Source organism: Dyadobacter ginsengisoli DSM 21015, assembly GCF_059568735.1.
On record NZ_JCANTY010000003.1, the window covers coordinates 1,065,711 to 1,083,407 of the forward strand.

Annotated in this window: 18 protein-coding genes and 1 pseudogene; 7 read left to right on the forward strand and 12 right to left on the reverse strand. The window is 45.1% G+C overall.

Features of this window, described 5'->3' with window-relative positions; genetic code table 11:
- Positions 1 to 134 precede the first annotated feature (134 nt).
- From BP71_RS15100 to BP71_RS15115, 4 genes are all read right to left on the reverse strand, one after another.
- Entirely contained in the window at positions 135 to 761 is a 627-nt protein-coding gene (locus tag BP71_RS15100; protein ID WP_496380548.1) for a hypothetical protein, read from the reverse strand.
- Positions 751 to 1,371, reverse strand: a complete 621-nt coding sequence (locus BP71_RS15105; protein WP_496380550.1) for an OmpH/Skp family outer membrane protein — start codon at positions 1,369 to 1,371, stop codon at positions 751 to 753. Before BP71_RS15105 ends, BP71_RS15100 begins: the two co-directional genes overlap by 11 nt.
- 146 nt (positions 1,372 to 1,517) lie before the next feature.
- Positions 1,518 to 2,234: a LytR/AlgR family response regulator transcription factor gene (locus tag BP71_RS15110; protein WP_496380552.1), complete on the reverse strand. Its 717-nt coding sequence runs from the start codon at positions 2,232 to 2,234 to the stop codon at positions 1,518 to 1,520.
- Between the two features lie 251 nt (positions 2,235 to 2,485).
- A complete protein-coding gene (locus BP71_RS15115; RefSeq protein WP_496380554.1) occupies positions 2,486 to 3,514 on the reverse strand; it encodes a Kelch repeat-containing protein in 1,029 nt (342 codons plus the stop codon).
- A 394-nt stretch (positions 3,515 to 3,908) separates the two neighbouring features.
- Here BP71_RS15115 and BP71_RS15120 point away from each other — a divergent pair, with 394 nt between their 5' ends.
- Positions 3,909 to 6,260, forward strand: a complete 2,352-nt coding sequence (locus BP71_RS15120) for an ABC transporter permease (protein ID WP_496380556.1) — start codon at positions 3,909 to 3,911, stop codon at positions 6,258 to 6,260.
- 265 nt (positions 6,261 to 6,525) lie between these two features.
- On the opposite strand, the gene BP71_RS15125 is transcribed toward BP71_RS15120, so the two are convergent.
- Positions 6,526 to 6,717, reverse strand: coding sequence for a cold-shock protein (locus BP71_RS15125; protein WP_496380558.1), 192 nt, complete (start codon positions 6,715 to 6,717; stop codon positions 6,526 to 6,528).
- Between the two features lie 454 nt (positions 6,718 to 7,171).
- On the opposite strand from BP71_RS15125, the gene BP71_RS15130 reads away from it, so the two are divergent.
- On the forward strand, positions 7,172 to 7,624 hold the full coding sequence (locus BP71_RS15130; protein WP_496380560.1) for a cold shock domain-containing protein: 453 nt from the start codon (positions 7,172 to 7,174) through the stop codon (positions 7,622 to 7,624).
- Between the two features lie 18 nt (positions 7,625 to 7,642).
- Here BP71_RS15130 and BP71_RS15135 read toward each other — a convergent pair whose 3' ends face one another.
- Positions 7,643 to 8,065 carry a response regulator gene (locus BP71_RS15135; RefSeq protein WP_496380562.1) on the reverse strand — a complete coding sequence of 141 codons (423 nt, stop codon included), beginning with the start codon at positions 8,063 to 8,065 and terminating at the stop codon, positions 7,643 to 7,645.
- Between the two features lie 151 nt (positions 8,066 to 8,216).
- Between BP71_RS15135 and BP71_RS15140 the strand changes: the two genes are divergently transcribed.
- Both BP71_RS15140 and BP71_RS15145 read left to right on the forward strand, forming a co-directional pair.
- Entirely contained in the window at positions 8,217 to 8,786 is a 570-nt protein-coding gene (locus BP71_RS15140) for a cysteine hydrolase family protein (RefSeq protein ID WP_496380564.1), read from the forward strand.
- A gap of 258 nt (positions 8,787 to 9,044) precedes the next feature.
- Entirely contained in the window at positions 9,045 to 9,479 is a 435-nt protein-coding gene (locus BP71_RS15145; protein ID WP_496380566.1) for a hypothetical protein, read from the forward strand.
- Between the two features lie 42 nt (positions 9,480 to 9,521).
- Here the strand turns inward: BP71_RS15145 and BP71_RS15150 are convergent, their stop codons facing one another.
- Positions 9,522 to 10,838: a hypothetical protein gene (locus BP71_RS15150; protein WP_496380568.1), complete on the reverse strand. Its 1,317-nt coding sequence runs from the start codon at positions 10,836 to 10,838 to the stop codon at positions 9,522 to 9,524.
- A gap of 620 nt (positions 10,839 to 11,458) precedes the next feature.
- Positions 11,459 to 11,675: pseudogene (locus BP71_RS15155) on the reverse strand (GMC oxidoreductase); the annotation flags it as partial.
- A gap of 766 nt (positions 11,676 to 12,441) precedes the next feature.
- On the opposite strand from BP71_RS15155, the gene BP71_RS15160 reads away from it, so the two are divergent.
- Complete coding sequence (locus BP71_RS15160) at positions 12,442 to 13,158, forward strand: hypothetical protein (protein ID WP_496380570.1); 717 nt, start codon at positions 12,442 to 12,444, stop codon at positions 13,156 to 13,158.
- 43 nt (positions 13,159 to 13,201) lie between these two features.
- The gene (locus tag BP71_RS15165) at positions 13,202 to 13,501 is read left to right on the forward strand and encodes a T9SS type A sorting domain-containing protein (protein ID WP_496380572.1); all 300 of its coding nucleotides are present in this window, start codon (positions 13,202 to 13,204) and stop codon (positions 13,499 to 13,501) included.
- A gap of 28 nt (positions 13,502 to 13,529) precedes the next feature.
- Here BP71_RS15165 and BP71_RS15170 read toward each other — a convergent pair whose 3' ends face one another.
- The 3 genes from BP71_RS15170 to BP71_RS15180 all read right to left on the reverse strand — a co-directional run bounded on the left by BP71_RS15170 (position 13,530) and on the right by BP71_RS15180 (position 16,389).
- On the reverse strand, positions 13,530 to 15,245 hold the full coding sequence (locus BP71_RS15170) for a GMC oxidoreductase (protein WP_496380574.1): 1,716 nt from the start codon (positions 15,243 to 15,245) through the stop codon (positions 13,530 to 13,532).
- Positions 15,246 to 15,259: 14 nt separating this feature from the next.
- Entirely contained in the window at positions 15,260 to 15,868 is a 609-nt protein-coding gene (locus BP71_RS15175; protein ID WP_496380576.1) for a gluconate 2-dehydrogenase subunit 3 family protein, read from the reverse strand.
- Positions 15,869 to 15,981: 113 nt separating this feature from the next.
- Positions 15,982 to 16,389, reverse strand: coding sequence for an EthD family reductase (locus BP71_RS15180; RefSeq protein WP_496380578.1), 408 nt, complete (start codon positions 16,387 to 16,389; stop codon positions 15,982 to 15,984).
- 122 nt (positions 16,390 to 16,511) lie between these two features.
- Between BP71_RS15180 and BP71_RS15185 the strand changes: the two genes are divergently transcribed.
- Entirely contained in the window at positions 16,512 to 17,378 is an 867-nt protein-coding gene (locus tag BP71_RS15185) for a LysR family transcriptional regulator (protein ID WP_496380580.1), read from the forward strand.
- Between the two features lie 160 nt (positions 17,379 to 17,538).
- Here BP71_RS15185 and BP71_RS15190 read toward each other — a convergent pair.
- On the reverse strand, positions 17,539 to 17,697 hold a 159-nt coding region (locus BP71_RS15190), incomplete at its 5' end, for an ISAon1 family transposase N-terminal region protein (RefSeq protein WP_496380600.1).

The following is a 17,697-nucleotide window of genomic DNA, read 5'->3' on the forward strand; positions in this document are numbered from 1 at the left end:
CCTGCGACAATAATGTTTAAATAGAGTTGTCATTACATAGTGATTAAATTCGGGAGGATTTAAAACGGTAGGGTGCCTCGCGTTGCGGGAGGCAATTTCAGGTCTTGCAGCTAAGTATTAACCACACAGCTAATTCATCTGCCGTCCCCTATTATTTTCCCCGTAAACGGGAAGTAACTCGTACCGGTACCGAACAAGTCGTCCCGGAAAACGAACGCAAGCGCGTCGGATTTACTGATTGCCGTACCAGTATTTTCAAACACGAGATAGATGTTCCGGTGGCTTGTCAGCCCTCCCGTGTTTTCCATGGAGGCCAGCACGGGTTTAATGTCGGTACTCCCTATACGCAAGCTTATCATTTCATCCATATGAAAGTTCAGGCGGGTCAGGCGCTCTGTAAATTCGGGTGGAGAAACAATTCCCTGTGTAACGATATCCCGGGAAGCGTGCTCAGCATTGTCAGGAGCCAGCGTCATCACGAAAGTCAATGTACTTTGATTCATCCTCATCAGACTGTCTCGCTCACCCGCTTTCAGTTGTCGGCCCATTTTCGCTTCCGCGAGATTCGTCAAATGGCGCGGCGAAAGAAATCTGACTGTTATTTCAATCCCGTTGATATGCCTGGTATACGACAACCCGTCACGTGAATGAAAATTTACCGCAGAATCATCTGAATTCATCCTGCGCAGTTGGCAGCCCGCCATCACGGCCACTCCTATCACCGCGAGCAAAAACACGATTTGGCGCACGCTACTCAGCATTCCGCATCGCTTTTTGAGATCCAGAAACCCGACTTGCTACACCGGAAGGGCTATATGCTTTATTGAGCTCCCTCAATACCTCCTCCGTAATGTCCAGTTGCTCCTCTCCGTACAGCAGACTTCCCGATAATGTAGTACCCAGGACAATGTCAAAGCCGTTACGCTTTCCGTATTCCTGGACAAAGCTATTGATCTGGTTGAGCACGCCTTGTGTCATCTTCTCATCTTCCATTATCGCATTTTCGCGTACAGAGGATGTATATTGGAACAGGTTCTCCCGCATTCGTTTCAATGTGATCTCTTTCTGGTGTCGGTCTGTTGGAGATAAGCCATCCATCTCGAACTGGAAGCGATGCATGGATTTTTTGAAATCCTGTTCAAGCGTATCAACGTTTGCCTGCCATTGCTGCGATTTGTTCTGATATTGATTCCGGGCCTCTCTCATACCGAGATAGCCGTCCACCAATTCGCTGGAACGTACATAGCCAATTTTTTGCTGACTTGAATAAAAGATCGAAATAACGATTGCGCTGATGACCATCACCGTTACAGTGAAAGCCAATGCCCATCGCAGATGGATGGTTACGGATGTATCCGGGCGGGTTTTCATGAGCGTGTGTAAAATCGGGTTCTTTAAAAGAGTTCCTAATTATTCCCTAAAATTAAATGCGGTAAAATGAATTTCCACGGGTAATGTATATCCGGCGGTTCTGAGGCAATAACTCACACGCTGGCATACATCCTGAACAAAATGTTCTATATCCTTTCCAGGCAGAGCAAAAAATCCTGCTTTTTACTCCGGGATACCGGGATGGCCTTTTCATCAATCATAATCACTTCTCCCCCATCTCCTCGATAGTACTTTTTTACATATCGAAGATTGATGAGATAGCTATGGTGAACCCGGCAGAATCCTTTTTTTTCCAGCACTTCTTCAACCTCCTTGAGTGTCTTGGAGATCATAATCATCTGGGAATTCATGAGAAAAAAACGTGTATATCCTCCGTCTGATTCGCAATAACAAATATGTCCGCAATCAATCACTTCAAAACCCTCCATGGTTGGCAAGGCTACACGGTCATCCCGTTTCAAACGAAGGACAGTAACATTTTCTGTACCCCACGACCGCTCCGCTTTTGCAACAGCCTGCATCAGCTCAATTCTATCGACCGGCTTGACGATATAATCCAGGGCGTCACGCCGAAAGGCTTTGATTGCATATTCACAATGTCCGGACGAGAAAATGACTTTCATTTTTCTGTCTCCACAGGCGTCAAGAAATTCGAAACCACTCATATCCGGCATTTCTATGTCCAGGAAAATGAGCTCTGGATCATACGTTCTGATCGCGCGAAGCCCTTCCCGAGCGTTCGCGCACGATGCCAGAATCTGAATTTGAGGGCAATATTTTTGCAGGAGTAAGGCGAGAAAATCCCTGCAATACTTTTCGTCATCTATGAGGATCGCGGTCATGAGATTGCTTGCTAGTGTGTGTGATCAATCGCAATTGAAGCGTAGTTCCAAATCTACATGGGGTATCTCACGAAGTCACTTTAAATGAATGAACGGGTAAATTCAGTTATCATTCGGATAAAAGCGCTTCTAATCAACTCTGCTTGTAGTCAATAGCAATCCCGGGCGCCTCCGCTGGAAGAACCCGGGACCGTCTCATGATCGCCAGCACTTACATTGTGTCAATGCGATACATTATGGAAATTCCATTTTCAATTCTTTTGCAACGCCCAAACATCCCCTTTCCAAACCGGATTGCCGCCGGTGTGCTTACCGCTGTACAGCCAGATCCGATCTTTGAAAACCACGCTATAACCGCCACTCCGAACGGTCCAGGGGGCATGTTCCGCCTGTCGTGTCCAGTTGATACCATTCGTTGAAAACCACATATCGTTCTGCGCGGCCAGGTTATGGTTGGGATTCGTGTCGCGCCCTGCGATGACCCACAGCTTATCATCAAATACTAGCGCCCCTTTGTCATACCGTTTTTTCCAGGCGGCTTCTGAGCTTAACGCTGTCCAGTTTTTCCCGTCCGTCGAGCGCCACACGTCAGCCAACCCCTGACCGCCAAGCAGGTACAACGTGTCGTGTAGTACCATCACCTGCGGCGAGTCCCGGGATGACCAGCCGGCCCGGGCCACCTCTTTGACCCAATGAAAGCCGTCTGTGGAAGACCAAACGTCGTTTTTCATTTCGAGCGACTCAAAGTCACTGGACACCTTTGTAACTCCACCAAAGAGCCAAAGCTTGTTTTTGAAAGCTACCACTGCATGACCTTTACGAGGTTCCCAAGCGGCATTGGGAGCCTGTCGCCATTCTGTACCGTTTGCAGAGTACCATACCTCATTCACAAGTTGCCTGTCCTGATAACGCATTCCGCCGTAAATCCACAACTTGTTGTCAAAATAAACGCTCGTCATGGTGATCCGCTCTCCCCAATCGAACTTTGGATGTTGAGTCCAGGCAATTCCGTCCGGAGAAGACCAGGAAGCCTTCTGCCCGGTCATCCAGAGCTTTCCCTCAAAGGCTACCAAGGGTACAATACCCATGGGGAACGTACCGGGTTTCCATTCGTTCTGATGTGATCCGTTGCCAAATGGCAGTATTTGCTTCCATTCGTACATATTCGGGTTGGCCATCAGTACGGACTTTCTGGCAGACGGAATTTCTCCATAGTGTGACACATAAGCGAACACCGATGCCGCAAAGGCGATAATGAGTAAGTTATTTGAAATTTTCATAGCCGGAAGTTTAACATTGAACTGTCTTTCAGCTATCTGATCATTTTACCAACGCGATGAACACCCTAGCGGGAAGACTCTGTAAATGACGGAAAATGTGGGTTGCCGGAAAAATTAAATCGACCAATTGCATGAAAAGTAGATCAAATCACTTTCGGAATACCATCGCATAGCGAGGATTCATTTTTCGGAAGCCAAATGGATCTGCTCAGTTATCGGCAAGGGATGGCGTTAGCTCAAAATCTGATACCGTCACCTGGAAGTTGAACACGGTAAAGAATGGGCGTGTCCAGGATATTTTAATTACCTAACATATTAGTTATACAACTTATTAATTAGTTAAATTTGGAAAATATTGATCCCTTAATGTTCCAAACTATTTCTTGTGTTGGTTATGCTACTGAACTACCTCAAAACGGCCCGGCGGGTTTTAAGAAAACAGCGCCTGTACAGTATCCTCAATATCTCCGGCCTGGCTGTGGGATTAGCCACCACCATGCTGCTGCTGCTATGGATCAACAATGAACTTGGCTATGACCGGTTTCATACCCGTCATGAAAGGATCGTGAAAGTAATGCTCAATATTTCGTCGGAATCACAGGAAACCCAAACTTACGGCTGGGTGGCTGCCCCTGTGGCTGATGCTATGAAACAGGAGATACCCGGTGTTTTGCAGACCAGTTGTTCCTGGGATCAAAAAGCTGCATTTCGTTATCAAGAGATAACAAGCGAGGAAAGCGGCATGGTAGCTGATCCTTCTTTTTTACAAATTTTTGATTTTCCGCTGCTGAAAGGGGATCGAATTACAGCACTTAATCAACCTAACTCCCTGATCATTGCAAGAAAATTGGCCGAAAAATATTTTGGTGCAGCCGATCCGATCGGGAAAATCATTCGGCTCGATCAAGCCACCGACTGCAAAATAGTAGGTGTTCTTGCCGACATTCCCGACAATTCATCCCTTAAGTTCGACTATCTCCGTCCCCTGCCCAGGCCGTCCGGCAGCGAATCCTGGCTGGAAGTTAAAGCCAATGTATTTGCGGTTGTTGAACCTAACCTGGATAATGAAAAGCTCGGCGCCCAACTGCAGGCACTAACCAAACGCCATATGCCAGACTGGTTAACAGGCTGGGCTTATTTCCCTCACAAGCTGGATGACTGGTATTTGCGCAGCAACTTCAAAAACGGTCAGAACTCAGGGGGCGGCCGGATTATGTATGTTCAATTATTCGCAATTGTTGCGGCATTTGTGTTACTGATTGCTGCTGTTAACTTCATTAATCTTTCCACAGCGAGGGCCACCGAACGAGCCAGGGAAGTGGGTGTGCGAAAGGCAGTCGGGGCCGGAAAATGGGCATTGGTCGGTCAGTTTCTGGGCGAATCATTGCTACTGACCGGATTGGCCGGCTTGATAGCGTTGGTCTTACTGGTCGTATTCCTGCCTGTTTTTAATGAATTGCTTCAAAAACAGATTACAATTGAGTGGACGAATCCCCATTATTGGGCAATTTATGTCGCCATGCTCCTGGTGGCCGGCTTACTTGCAGGCCTTTATCCCGCCTTTGTTTTGTCGGCTTTTAAGCCCGTCCGGGTACTGAATGGCTTAAAGGATAACTCGGCAGGTGGGGCAGCCTGGCTGCGTAAAATTCTGGTTATTACCCAATTTACTGCGGCGAGCACGCTGTTGGTCGGGACAGGCATTGTATACCAGCAGATTGAATTTATCCGGAACCGGGATCCGGGCTATCAACAGCACAATCTGATCCGCTTCGAAGCTAAGGGACTAACCGAACCCGCGGCTTATCAACATGCCAAGACCGTTCTGAGCAGTGTTCCGGGGATTGAAGCCGTCTCCGGTGCGAGTTCCAGCATTCAGGGTACCTTCGGCCGGAATTATGTGGAATGGCCGGGCCCGGGAAGGCCGGAAAGAGTCATGTTTACTGTCATCAGCGGCGATCATGATTTATTGACCGCATTGAAAATTCCGCTGCTGCACGGGAGAAATTTTTCAACACAGTTTGGCAGGGATAGTTCCGGTGTAATCCTCAATGAAGCAGCTGCCCGCCGGATGAAGTTGAAGGAGCCGCTAGGCAAGCAGATTCGCGTCAACAATAAGGAATATCAGATAATTGGTGTTGCAAAAGATTTTCACGTTGCCTCTGTGCACCAGCCCATCGAGCCCACTGTCGTGCTATTCAATACACCTCAAATTAAGTTTTTCTTCGCGCGATTGAACACTCAGGATCGGGCTAATACCTTAAAAAAATTAAATAGTGCTTACCAAAGCCTCCGGCCGGGCATTCCTTTCAATTTTCAGTTTCTCGACCAGGAACACGACCGGATTTACCACAGTGAGTTGCAGATAGGGGCGCTGGCCAACTGGTTTTCGGTGATCGCGATCCTGATATCCTGCCTGGGCTTGTTTGGCCTGTCTTCATTTTCGGTGGAAAGAAGGACCAAAGAGATTGCTATCCGAAAAGTACTGGGCGCGTCACTAAGCAGCGTTTTTTCACTCATCACCAAAGATTTCGTGGGCCTGGTTTTTATTGCGCTGATGGCAGCCGCTTTTCCGTCCTGGTACATAATGAATAAGTGGCTGAACACTTTCGCCTATCGTGTGCAAATCGGAGCAGGGATATTTGTGCTGGTGGGCACTTTAAGTATTGGCCTTGCCTTGCTTACGGTGAGCTGGCAAAGCATCCGGGCGGCATTAATGAACCCTGTCGACAACCTGCGGACCGAATAGCTGCTGCAATTTCACCTAAATCATTGATTAACATGAATTGCTTACAAACCGTATTTACCCTGATACTAGTCTCTTCCGCTTCACTGCTGGCACAAACAGGAATGCCGCCAATCTTCGAAATATTTAAATCAGGCACCGTCTGGCTTTTACCCCTACCGATGCTTCTCGTAAAATCCTGCCTTTCCCGAACCTTGTAACCAGCATGGCCTTAAAACAAAAAATCCTCCTTGTTCAGGAGGATTTTTTGCCGCTTGTGTATGATTGATCAGATAATGGTTACATTAACTGCATTCAGTCCTTTTTTGCCGTTTTCAACTTCGTAAGACACACTGTCGTTTTCACGGATATCATCATTGAGCCCCGACACGTGTACAAATATATCGTCTCCACCATTTTCGGGAGCAATGAAACCAAATCCTTTGGTACCATTAAAAAACTTAACCGTTCCTTTATTCATAACATTATTTTAAATATTCTGCAAATATTAAAATAAAATTCTGAATCTAAAAATTTACGAGAAAATATTTAGAATATTATTTTATTTTCCCGTACTTTACTTACTTTCATCAGGTCGTGTCCTGGTGACGGTTTGATACCGCAAACGCTTCCCTCATACCCAGCATTTTATTTGAAAAATAGCGAATTTCGCAGCAAAGCCAATCTACCGGTCCAGAATCTGCTCGATATCAATCTAAGTACGGGCGTGTTCCGATTGAGGAAAATTTGTCTGCAAAAGCTTAGACCATCACAGTTAGAACGTCTGAACTCGCTTGTTACACGGTTTAGCCGGTTTTTTTGCACGACCTATATTTCAAATCCCATGGACAATTCCGTCTCATGGATTGGTTGTTATGATGGAAGTCTAGTCCCAGCGGAAAGATCTTATTATCTATTTCATTTTTAAATATTACATGGCAGAAAATCAAGCAAAAAAGGAACAAAAAAAGAAAAAGACACAAGCCAAACAGGACAAAGCGGCGCGCGCCCAGCAACGCCGTCAGAACAATGACAAAGGCAAAAACCTGGAAGATTTGTTTGTCTATGTAGACGAATACGGAAATTTGTCATCCTCTCCACCCGATCTTTCCAAAAAACCAAAGATCAATGCGGCAGACATTGTCTTCCGGTCAGTGCCTAAACCAGGAGCAGCTGATGAAACAGAAACGGCCAGAAAAGGTCAGGTTACCTATTACAGCGACGCCAAAGGGTTCGGGTTCATAACAGATTCAGAAACAGGCGATCGGATATTTACACACGTCAGTGAACTGTTACAGCCCGTCAAGGAGGGAGACACCGTCAGTTTTTTCAGCCAAAAGAACGAAAAAGGCTTTTTCGCCACGAGGGTTAGCATTATTGGCTCCTGATATGAAATACGGTAAGGATTAGAAGTTATTAGGAGCTGCGCACTTTGTCCAATAGTCCATCATCACCTTGATCGTGTCCCTGATTTCGTCAAATGCACCGGGCTTTACAAAAAAGCCTTGCGCCGAAGTGCTGTATGCATCAATGACGGCTTGCTGATTGATCGCCGTGGTAAAGTATACATATGGAATGCATCTGAGACTGAGTTCGGCGTCGGTCTGAACTTTTTTTCTAAGTTCCAGCCCATTCAATTTAGGCAGGTTTATATCTGAAATAATGATGAATGGGCGGTCTGGGGTGGTATAAAGGTAATCAAGAGCCGATAATCCGTCAGGGAAATACATCCTCTTGTTCGGATACCCCAGATCATTAAAAACCTCTTCCAATACAAACTGATCATCTTCGTCATCCTCAATAATGATTATTGTGCCGCTTTTATCCATGGAATTGTAAGATCGGTGACTCAGAATACTAAATAAAGAATTATGCCATCCAATCCCAAACCGTTTCCTACAATACAATCTCAAGGAAGACCGGGCTCGAGCATGAGCGCGTAACATCGCGTACAAACCTGAAATCGACTATCGTTGTTTTATGAAAACGCAAAAATGCCTGCTGATAATTGATATGCAAAAAGGCTCATTTACCCCGGAAACACCCCGGTATGAAACGGATTCGGTTGTGGAAAAGATCAATGCACTGGCCGCCATGTTCCGGAGAAATTCCTGGCCGGTTGTGTTTGTACAGCACAATGGAAGTGCAATGGGCGAGTTCATTCCAAACACCTGCGACTGGGAATTATTGGACGATCTCGTCGTTGGCGAAGATGACATAATGGTTGAGAAATTCGCAAATGATGTGTTTTACAACACCGGTTTCGACGCAAAGCTGAAAGGGCTGAACGTGAATGAACTCGTGGTGACCGGTTGTGCAACGGACTTCTGCGTGGAATCCACGATTCAGTCCGCCCTTGTCAAAGATTATGATATTCTGGTAGTCGAGGATGGGCACACGACAGGAAACCGCCCGTTTATGGACGCTGAAAAAGTCATCAACCATCATAACTGGGTTTGGAAAAACATGACTCCAACGCATGGAAAAATCGAAGTAAGGCCCTACGAAAGTGTTATGGAATTGGATAAGTCTGGAAGACAAGTGTCATAAGCTTTGCAAGAAGAGTGTTCAACTTGAGGTCACACGCTTTCTATGTTTGTCAAAAGCATTAACATATATTTAAGACCGCATTGCAGTCGGCAAGTGCTTCCCACAACACTGTATCCATTGAAAACTTCACACCAGCAAAACAAACCTCGGCCAGTCAGGTTTTTGTAGATAGACACACTGATTTAAAAATGAAATCGAGTATGTTTGTCACTCTTTGAATGCACTACTTTAACTATCGCGACTGATGAATGAGTTATTATGAAAAGAATGAGGTCATTTCTAACCATTTTAGCTATTGTAATACTAGCAGCCTGTTCGGATAATGTTGATCCCGTGGTGGATACCTTGTATTTCAGTTCCGGCCAACCAGACATATTAAGGAGCCAGGCCCTCTCGAAACTTTACGAGCATTATTCCAATTCGGATAAAAATAAAGAATATTATGAGGTGGTTTCAAGAAAAAGCGGTGATTACATTTTGAACTACTATCCCGCAGGTAAATTGTTAACAACATGTCTTGATCCTGGAAGCGGATGGGCTGGCCAATATAAAAATGTGGACGAATCCGTTTTGCGCAAACTTGCCGATTTAAAAATAAAACTGGACGATTTACAGCTATATGTAGCAAAGGATAGTACAGTAGATGACAACAGGCCTTTTATCGAAGTAAAAACCAACGGAGATCCTTTGTAATAGTTGCATAATAAATACCGCCTTTACCTATCACATCGTAGGCTATCCTGTGGTCAGATTAAGCCTTTCCACCGGATTTGAGCTAAGTCTAAATAGAGCAAGATATAGGCACGCCGGGTACATGTGATGCATTAACCGATCCAACGAAGCACCCAGGTGCCAATTCAGGTCGTTTGGTGTGGTAAGATAGATGACAAAATAGCCTAAAAGTATCAGAGCAACTACGATAAACGGCAAACTCCTTACAAACGAAGTTCTTTGTATTAACAGCCCTGCAAACAAAACAAGCAAGATCCAGTAGTAAATGACAGATGTTAAGAAAACATGTTTTGCAATCAGCATATAACGTGTCGGATTTACAATCATTGCCAATATGTCCGAGCCTCTGTCTGAATTAATCAGGTCGTTTTCAGGAGCAAATGCCACTTTGAAATGCATCAAAATCAACACTGGCACCAAGCTTCCAGCAAAATAACGAAGAGCTATTTCCGGCTTCCGATAGTGAAAGCAAATGAATGTACACGAAAAAACAAGGAAAAATAAAAGCCCTTCGTTTTTTATCCAGGTGGTACTCCCTGCCATGAAGCCAAGCAAAAAAACAACTGTCGAGCCACTTCCATTTTTGAATTCTCTGTAAAGAACAAAAGTTACAAGAATGAAAAATGCAACCAGCGTATCCGCATATTGCGAACCAGCAATATTGATAAACTTGGTATCCAATGTCAGGACAAACAACGCAAATATCGCCGAAAAAAGACGGTCGAATCTATTCAATGCCAGAAACAGTGTCGCCGGGACTGCAATAAAGACTAAGTTTGCAATAATCATCGGCACTATCGGAGTTATGAAACCAAGGCCTCTCCATATGAATGCTATGAGGGAAGGTAGCATCAGGGGATAATCAGGATGAGTCGCAGCTAACTTGCTGGTAAACATATTAGTCCAATATTCCGGATAGAAAAGAAATTTGGCGTGAAGAGTCCAAATCGCCCAAGCATCCCAATCTCCCCACCTATGCAGATGCTTGTTGAAACGAAGAGTAAGGATCAAAATACCAATAACCAAAATCAACATGGTGACTGCACTCTGACACTTCGGCAACGAAACCGGTTTGGCATTTCTACGTAATAAAGAAAGAACAGGAAATAAGGCTGGGATTACAATGAAGCCGATCAACAGAAAATCATAGCTAACCGCAAATACCAAACTCAAATAATATAAATAACCTGCCAGGGACACTGTTAAAGCAAAAGCAATTGGGTAATTCAAACAACTGACCGCTGGATATTTTCTATTTAAATAAAAACTAAGCCCGAAGAACAAAGTCAAAATGGCGGCTATCAAAGCAAAATTTAACATATTATTGTTTAATGCGAACCAAGCTATAATTCAAATATTTGTTTCCTCCATTGAAGATACATTCATATCGATCAGCGGGTAAGGCCGGAAGTCGAGGATCTTGAATCAGGAGCATCGTATCTTGTTCTCCCAGCGCAACAACTACTGGCGCTAAGACAAGCGCTGATTTGAAATACAGCACACCTTGCGTGCCAACCGAGGTGTTTGCCCTGAATCCGATTGTCGAATTAGCTGGAAGTCGCGTTTTGGCATCCGAAAGCATAATACCCAGACTATCTACCTCGGTGTACGACTTAGGCAAGCTCAACTTCCTGTATTTTCTTAACACACTGAAACAGAGAATCAATAGCAATACTACAACTGCGACATTTAGCAATTTCATTACAATATTTTTTGTCTATCCGCACAACGCAGCTGTAATTATAGCAGCAAATGGTAACTAATAATAATAATACTTTCAAAAAAACATTCAAGTTCTTGAATAGTATGTCAAGCCCTACCATCAGCAATAACCGGATGGCAGAAGTTGGCAACGGATATTGGAATAGCCAGGGACAAAAGTCCTCATCTCCTCAATGATATTCCCGGCCCACTATCCTCGCACTTTAACTTCTTCCATCTCACAAATTCTGCCGCTTCAACTCCCCCGCCGCATAGTCAGCGGCCCGTGCCGTCACGGCCATGTAGGTAATGGACAGGTTCACGCAGGAGGAAGATACCATTAGCGGCTCCATCCGTCACAAACACATTCTTACAGTCGTGCGCCTGATTGAATTTATTCAGTACCGAATTTTTCGGGTCCTTGCCCATACGCGCCGTGCCCATGTCGTGGATGCCAGGCCGGGGCACGTGTCCTGGCAATTTAAAAATAAAACTGCACGATTTGCAGCTGTATGCAGCAAAGGATAGTACAGTAGATGACAACAGGCCTTTTATCGAAGTAAAAACCAACGGAGATCCTTTGTAATAGTTTTATAATAAACATCGCTTTTCCCTATCACATCGTAGGCTATCCTGTGTGTCCTATTAAGTCATTTTGCTGGATTTAAGCTAAGTCTAAATAGAGCAAGGATAGGAACGCCGGGTATAGGTGATACATTAACCGATCCAACGAAGCACCCAGGTGCCAATTCAGGTCGTTTTCAGGCGCAAATACCACTTTGAAATGCATCAAAATCAACACTGGCACCAAGCTTCCTGCAAAATAACGGAGAGTTATTTCCGGCTTCCGATAGTGAATGAAAATGAATGTACACGGAAAAATAAGGAAAGATAAAAGCCCTTCGATTTTTTATCCGGGTGGTACTCCCTGCCATAAAGCCAAGCAAAAAAAACCTGTCTAGCCACTTCCATTTTTGAATTCTCTGTAAAGAACAAAAGTTACAAGAATGAAAAATACAACCAGCGTAACGCATTATTGCGGCACCTGTAAAGGAAGACATATTCAAAATCTTAGCCTCATTTCGCGCGACCGGTTCTTTTAAGAAACATTTGGCAAATGCCCCACCACTATTCACCTGAATAATAATAACTCGCGGTGATACTGTATTGATTATTATTATCTTGGGCAGAATTTTAATGTGGTATAAACTTCAAAACCAATATGAAGAATATCTATCTATTACCATTTGCAATCCTTTTCGCATGTAAAGTCTTTGCGCAGTGCCCCAATACGGACATAACTCTTGCTACACAGGCACAGGTGGACAACTTCAAAGTGACTTATCCCAACTGCAAAGAGCCAAGCCAGTTTATTTCGGTCACAGGGACCGGGATCATTGACCTGAATGGGTTGAGTAATTTAACCAAAATCAACCTGCTGAATATTACTAACACGAGTATTATTAACCTCTCAGGTCTCTCCAACCTCACCGAAGCTAATTATGTCTATATCTTTTCAAACTTCTTACTTGCCGACATCAATGGACTTAGTTCATTAACAAAAGTCAACAAACAGCTCTTACTCTACGATTCGTTTCGGGTAAGTAGTCTGGCGCCTTTAACCGGACTAACTACTCTGGAAGAATTGGGCATTGGTGGGCTAGGGATTTCGAATCTTAATGGTTTGGAAAATATCACGACTCTGTCATCCATAGGGCTAACTAATTGTGAGTTTTTAACCAGCTTGGACGCTCTGAATAACGTTAAATTCGTGTACAGCCCAGTATCTTCCTTAGCTCTTTTCGGAAATCCGCTGCTGACCGATTGCGTTGAAGCGGTAATATGCAGGGCATCGTATTTGCCCGCGGACGAAGTGCCTGTTTGGGTCGACAATAACGGCTCAGGGAAAAAGTTCGCAGGTAACGCTGTATTCCTATGATGACAAAACACCTTATGTTGGCAACAGCGTTTACAGATTGAAAATGCTTGATCAAGACGGCTCATTTACATATTCCAAAATCAAAAATGTGGAAATGGGCGACATTGCTGCTAAACCGCAAATTTATCCGAATCCGGCATCTGAATTAATTACTATCGATGCTCGTGATCTCATGAGCGCCAAGCTTGTAGAGTTGATAGATGGATCTGGTAAGACAATTTATTCACAGGAAGCCAATTTTGGAAACAAGTTGAATATTAAACATTTGCCTGCCGGTCTGCATTTCATTCGCATCACAAAATCGAACGGGGAAATAGTAAGCAGGAAGTTTGTAAAGAGATAAAGACCGCCGAGAACTGCAATTTCTCACCTTAAAGATTCTGCCGCTTCAACTCCCCCACCGCGTAATCCGCAGCTCTCGCCGTCATAGCCATATAGGTAATGGACGGGTTCACGCAGGAGGAAGAAACCATAGCGGCTCCGTCCGTCACAAACACGTTTTTGCAGTCGTGCACCTGATTGAATTTGTTCAGTACTGAATTTTTCGGGTCTTTTCCCATGCGCGCCGTGCCCATGTCATGGATGCCCAGGCCCGGATGTGTGTCCTGGCGGTTGAATCCGTTAACGTCTTTAAAACCTGCGGCTTCCAGCATTTCCACGGCCGAGGCCATCATGTCTTTTCGCATGGCCAGTTCATTTTCACCGAAGGCGGCATCGAAAACGATCATGGGAATGCCCCATTTGTCTTTCTTTTCCTTGTCCACAAGCATGCGGTTGGAGGGATCGGGCAGGATTTCGCCGAAGCCGCCGAAACCCATTGTCCAGGTGCCGGGGCGCGTCATATCTTCTTTAAAACTAGCGCCGAAGCCATTCATCGTGATGCCCCGCTTCCAATCCGATTTACTCGCACCTCCCTGATAGCCGTATCCGCGCAGAAAGTCCTTTTTGTCGGTTCCCCAGTTTCTGAAACGCGGTATGTACAATGCATTCGGCCGTTGACCGAAAATGTAGTCGTTTTCAAAACCTTGGACTGTCGCATTCGCACCCACGCCGAGATGATGGTCCATAATATTCCTGCCGACCTGGTCACTGTCATTGCCCAACCCGTTAGGAAAACGGTCGGATTTCGAGTTCAGTAAAAGCGCTGCCGAATTCATCGAACCGGCATTGAGGAATACGATTTTTGCAAAAAACTCCTCCACGGCCATCGTATGCTGGTTAATCACCCGAACTCCTTTGGCCTTCTTCGTTTTTTCGTCGTAAATGATCTCACTGGCGATGGTATCGTGCAGGACGGTCAGCTTGTTGGTTTTCCTTGCTGCCGGGATGGAGCCTGATAACGAGCTGTAATAACCGCCGTAGGGACATCCCCGGGCGCATTTGCTGCGGTACTGGCACGATGCCCGCCCGAGATCCGTATGCCAGGGTTGTGGTTTGGTCAAATTGGCAATACGTCCGATCGTCACGGGCCGGTTCATCTTTTTCATCATCGTCTCCCTGAAATAAAGCTCGGGAGCGCTCATAGGCATCGCAGGCAGATAATGACCATCGGGTAAAACCTCCCAGCCCTCTGCCTGACCACTGATACCGACAAATTTTTCGACATGCGTGTACCAAGGTTCAAGGTCTTCATACCGGATCGGCCAGTCTATCGCGATACCTTCTTTGGCATTCGCTTCGAAATCCTTTTTATTCATCCGGTACGACTGCCGCCCCCAATGCATGGACTTCCCGCCAGTATGATACGCCCTGATCCAGTCGAAAGGACGTTTTTCTATATAAGGATTCTCTTTATCATCGGTAAAAAACGGGCCGGTCTCTTCATTGGCCAATGTCCCGAAGCGGCTGTTTGCCCAATATTCCTCCGCCGAATGGATCGAAACCTTTCCCCGGTGCTCAAATTCCCAGGGGCCTTTCATGGCGGTGTCGTAATCTTCGATATGTTTCACTTCCCGCCCGCGCTCGATCATGAGCACCTGCAAGCCTCTTTCAGTAAGTTCCTTTGCCGCCATGCCGCCCGTCATGCCCGAGCCGACCACGATCGCATCGAAAGTATGTGCTTTATCTGCTTTTAAATTCAAGTTCATGGTGAAAATGGCGACTAGTATGCGAAAGATTTCTGGCTGGGCTTCATTTTGATCATTTCCAGCTTTCCAGGAATGGGCACGTATTCAAAAGAGGATTTGATCCCTTCCTCGGACGTAAAGTATCCAAGCATGGTGAGCTCCTTCATCAGGCGCCAATAAGGCAACCCTTTTACCTGCGCCGCCATTTGTTCCCGGTCCTCGTTGTCACCCATTTTGGTCTGTTGCACCTGATATGCCTTCATCTCTTCGGCGGAATCAATTTCGACCTGTGCCAACAATGCGGTTCTTTGCTCCGCATTCATGTTCAGAAACTGCTTCTTTTCCAGCTTATTCAGCCCTTCCGTAAAACTCTTGTGCTCCGGGGTTTTGTAACAATCCTGCAACATCATCACGATAAACGCCGGAACACCCACATCCTTCGCCCCGGGCGTCGTCGTCTTCGGAATGATCATTTCCGCGACCTCCGCGACAATCAGTTTTTGGTTTTCGGTGAGGACAAACTCAGCAGGGAGAATTTCCGAAGGCACACGGTCTTCCCACCGACTCATGGCCAGAAAAGTCGGAGCAGAAAACGCCCCTCCGAGCATGGCCGCAACCTGTGTAATAGCAGTTCTTCTGTTCATGGATGCATTCCGGCTGATATGACGAGATGATTGAGCATGAACTAAAAGCCTCGTCCTGCTCAGGTTTACCCAAAGTCAGCGGTTACGAGGAATTGTAAAACTTCCCGACGGATTTACTTTACCACCTCACTTACCAAAATAACAGGAGTTATATTGGTATAATTTGGAAAATCCGCGCGAATGGCGTCCCTATTCGGTGCGATGGCTGCCTGATATTCGCTCAGGTTTTTTACATAGAATGTGCCGATCGCCATGAAAGGCAGTGGCTGGTTTGGAATGCCGCTGGCAAGCCCTTTCTCGATGGTGTATTTAACGAGGTTCGATCCTAAAAACTTCGCTACCATTGGCATGTGTGTACTTTCATAATACTCCATATTAAAGGTTTTACCTTCGGCATACGGGTACATGACAGACACTTTTGTCAGGCCTTTTTCGGCAACAGACGAGCTTTGTTTTTCCTGGCCAAACACGGCAAAACAAGTCATCAGTAGAACAAGTGACAGAATTAGATTTACTTTCATAAGGATTTCAATTAAAGGATAAAATGTTCATTTTGAGTTATTTGAGCAAATATTAAAATATTGCCTATATTCGCAAAACGTTATTTTTCGATGAAATCGATCGAAAAAACCGATTTAGAAATATGGAATTACGTCAGCTCAGATATTTTCTGAAGGCCAAAGAGTTGTTAAATTTTACGGAAGCCGCGACGGCATTGAACATCAGCCAAAGCACGCTATCACAGCAAATCAAGCAATTGGAAGATGAATTGAGTGTTCCGCTGTTCAATCGTATTGGAAAAAGAATTACGCTGACCGAAGCGGGTGACCTGTTTAGCGAATATGCATTGCAGAGTATAAACAGGGCAAATGAAGGGCTATTACTTTTAAAAGATCTAAAAAATTTAAATACCGGGAAAATTACGATTGGTGTAATCTATTCCATGCGAATTCTATTTGCTAAAATATTAATACAGTTTGCAAGTCAGTATCCGAATATCAAAATTCAAATTGTATTCGGCACCACTAAGGATCTTCTTGAAAGGCTCAATCTGCATCATTTCGACTTTATTCTGACATTTCACGAAGAAATGAAAGAGTCGCATTTGAAATATCAGACGCTTTTGAAAGCGAATATGGTGCTGGTAACGGCCAAAAATTCTACGCTGGCTCAAAAGGTTAATATATCGCTTCAAGAGGTGGCCGGGCTGCCATTGGCTTTGCCTTTTAGCGGGAACAATTCCATACAGTTTTTTGAAGAGTCGTTCGGCCAGAAAAATCTGGTCCCGAATATTTGTATGGAAATAAATGACATACCTACGCTATTTGAAATTGTAAAAACAGGCCATTGGCACACCATACTCAGCGAAACCAGCGTCAACGACCCCGATGTAGTGGGAATCCCCATCGATGGAAAAAACATGCGGCGGACCATTATGATTATTTCCCTCAGAGAGGCCTATGAAAAGAAAGCCGTGACGAAATTTTATGAGATGCTCGCCGGGATTTAGATAGGTGCCGGTGTTTGCTGGGTACAAAAGCCATTCGGCCGCATGCTCGCGTTGATCCCAGTCTTTGTAGTCGCTTATATGGTCTTTATACTGCTGTTGAAGCTGCTTGCCGTCGAGATGAAAGTATTTGCCTAACTGAGAACAACTAACAGGATTATTATCAATACATTGTTTTTAAAAAATCAGCGAACTCTTTGGTCATCCGAGACTGGGCGTCCCCGTCCCCTTGTTGCACAATATTCCAATCTCTGCTGATAATCTCACCCGTATCCTTGACTTCCCAGCGCCGACGCTTAATGCAAAGCGTAACCTTCTGATT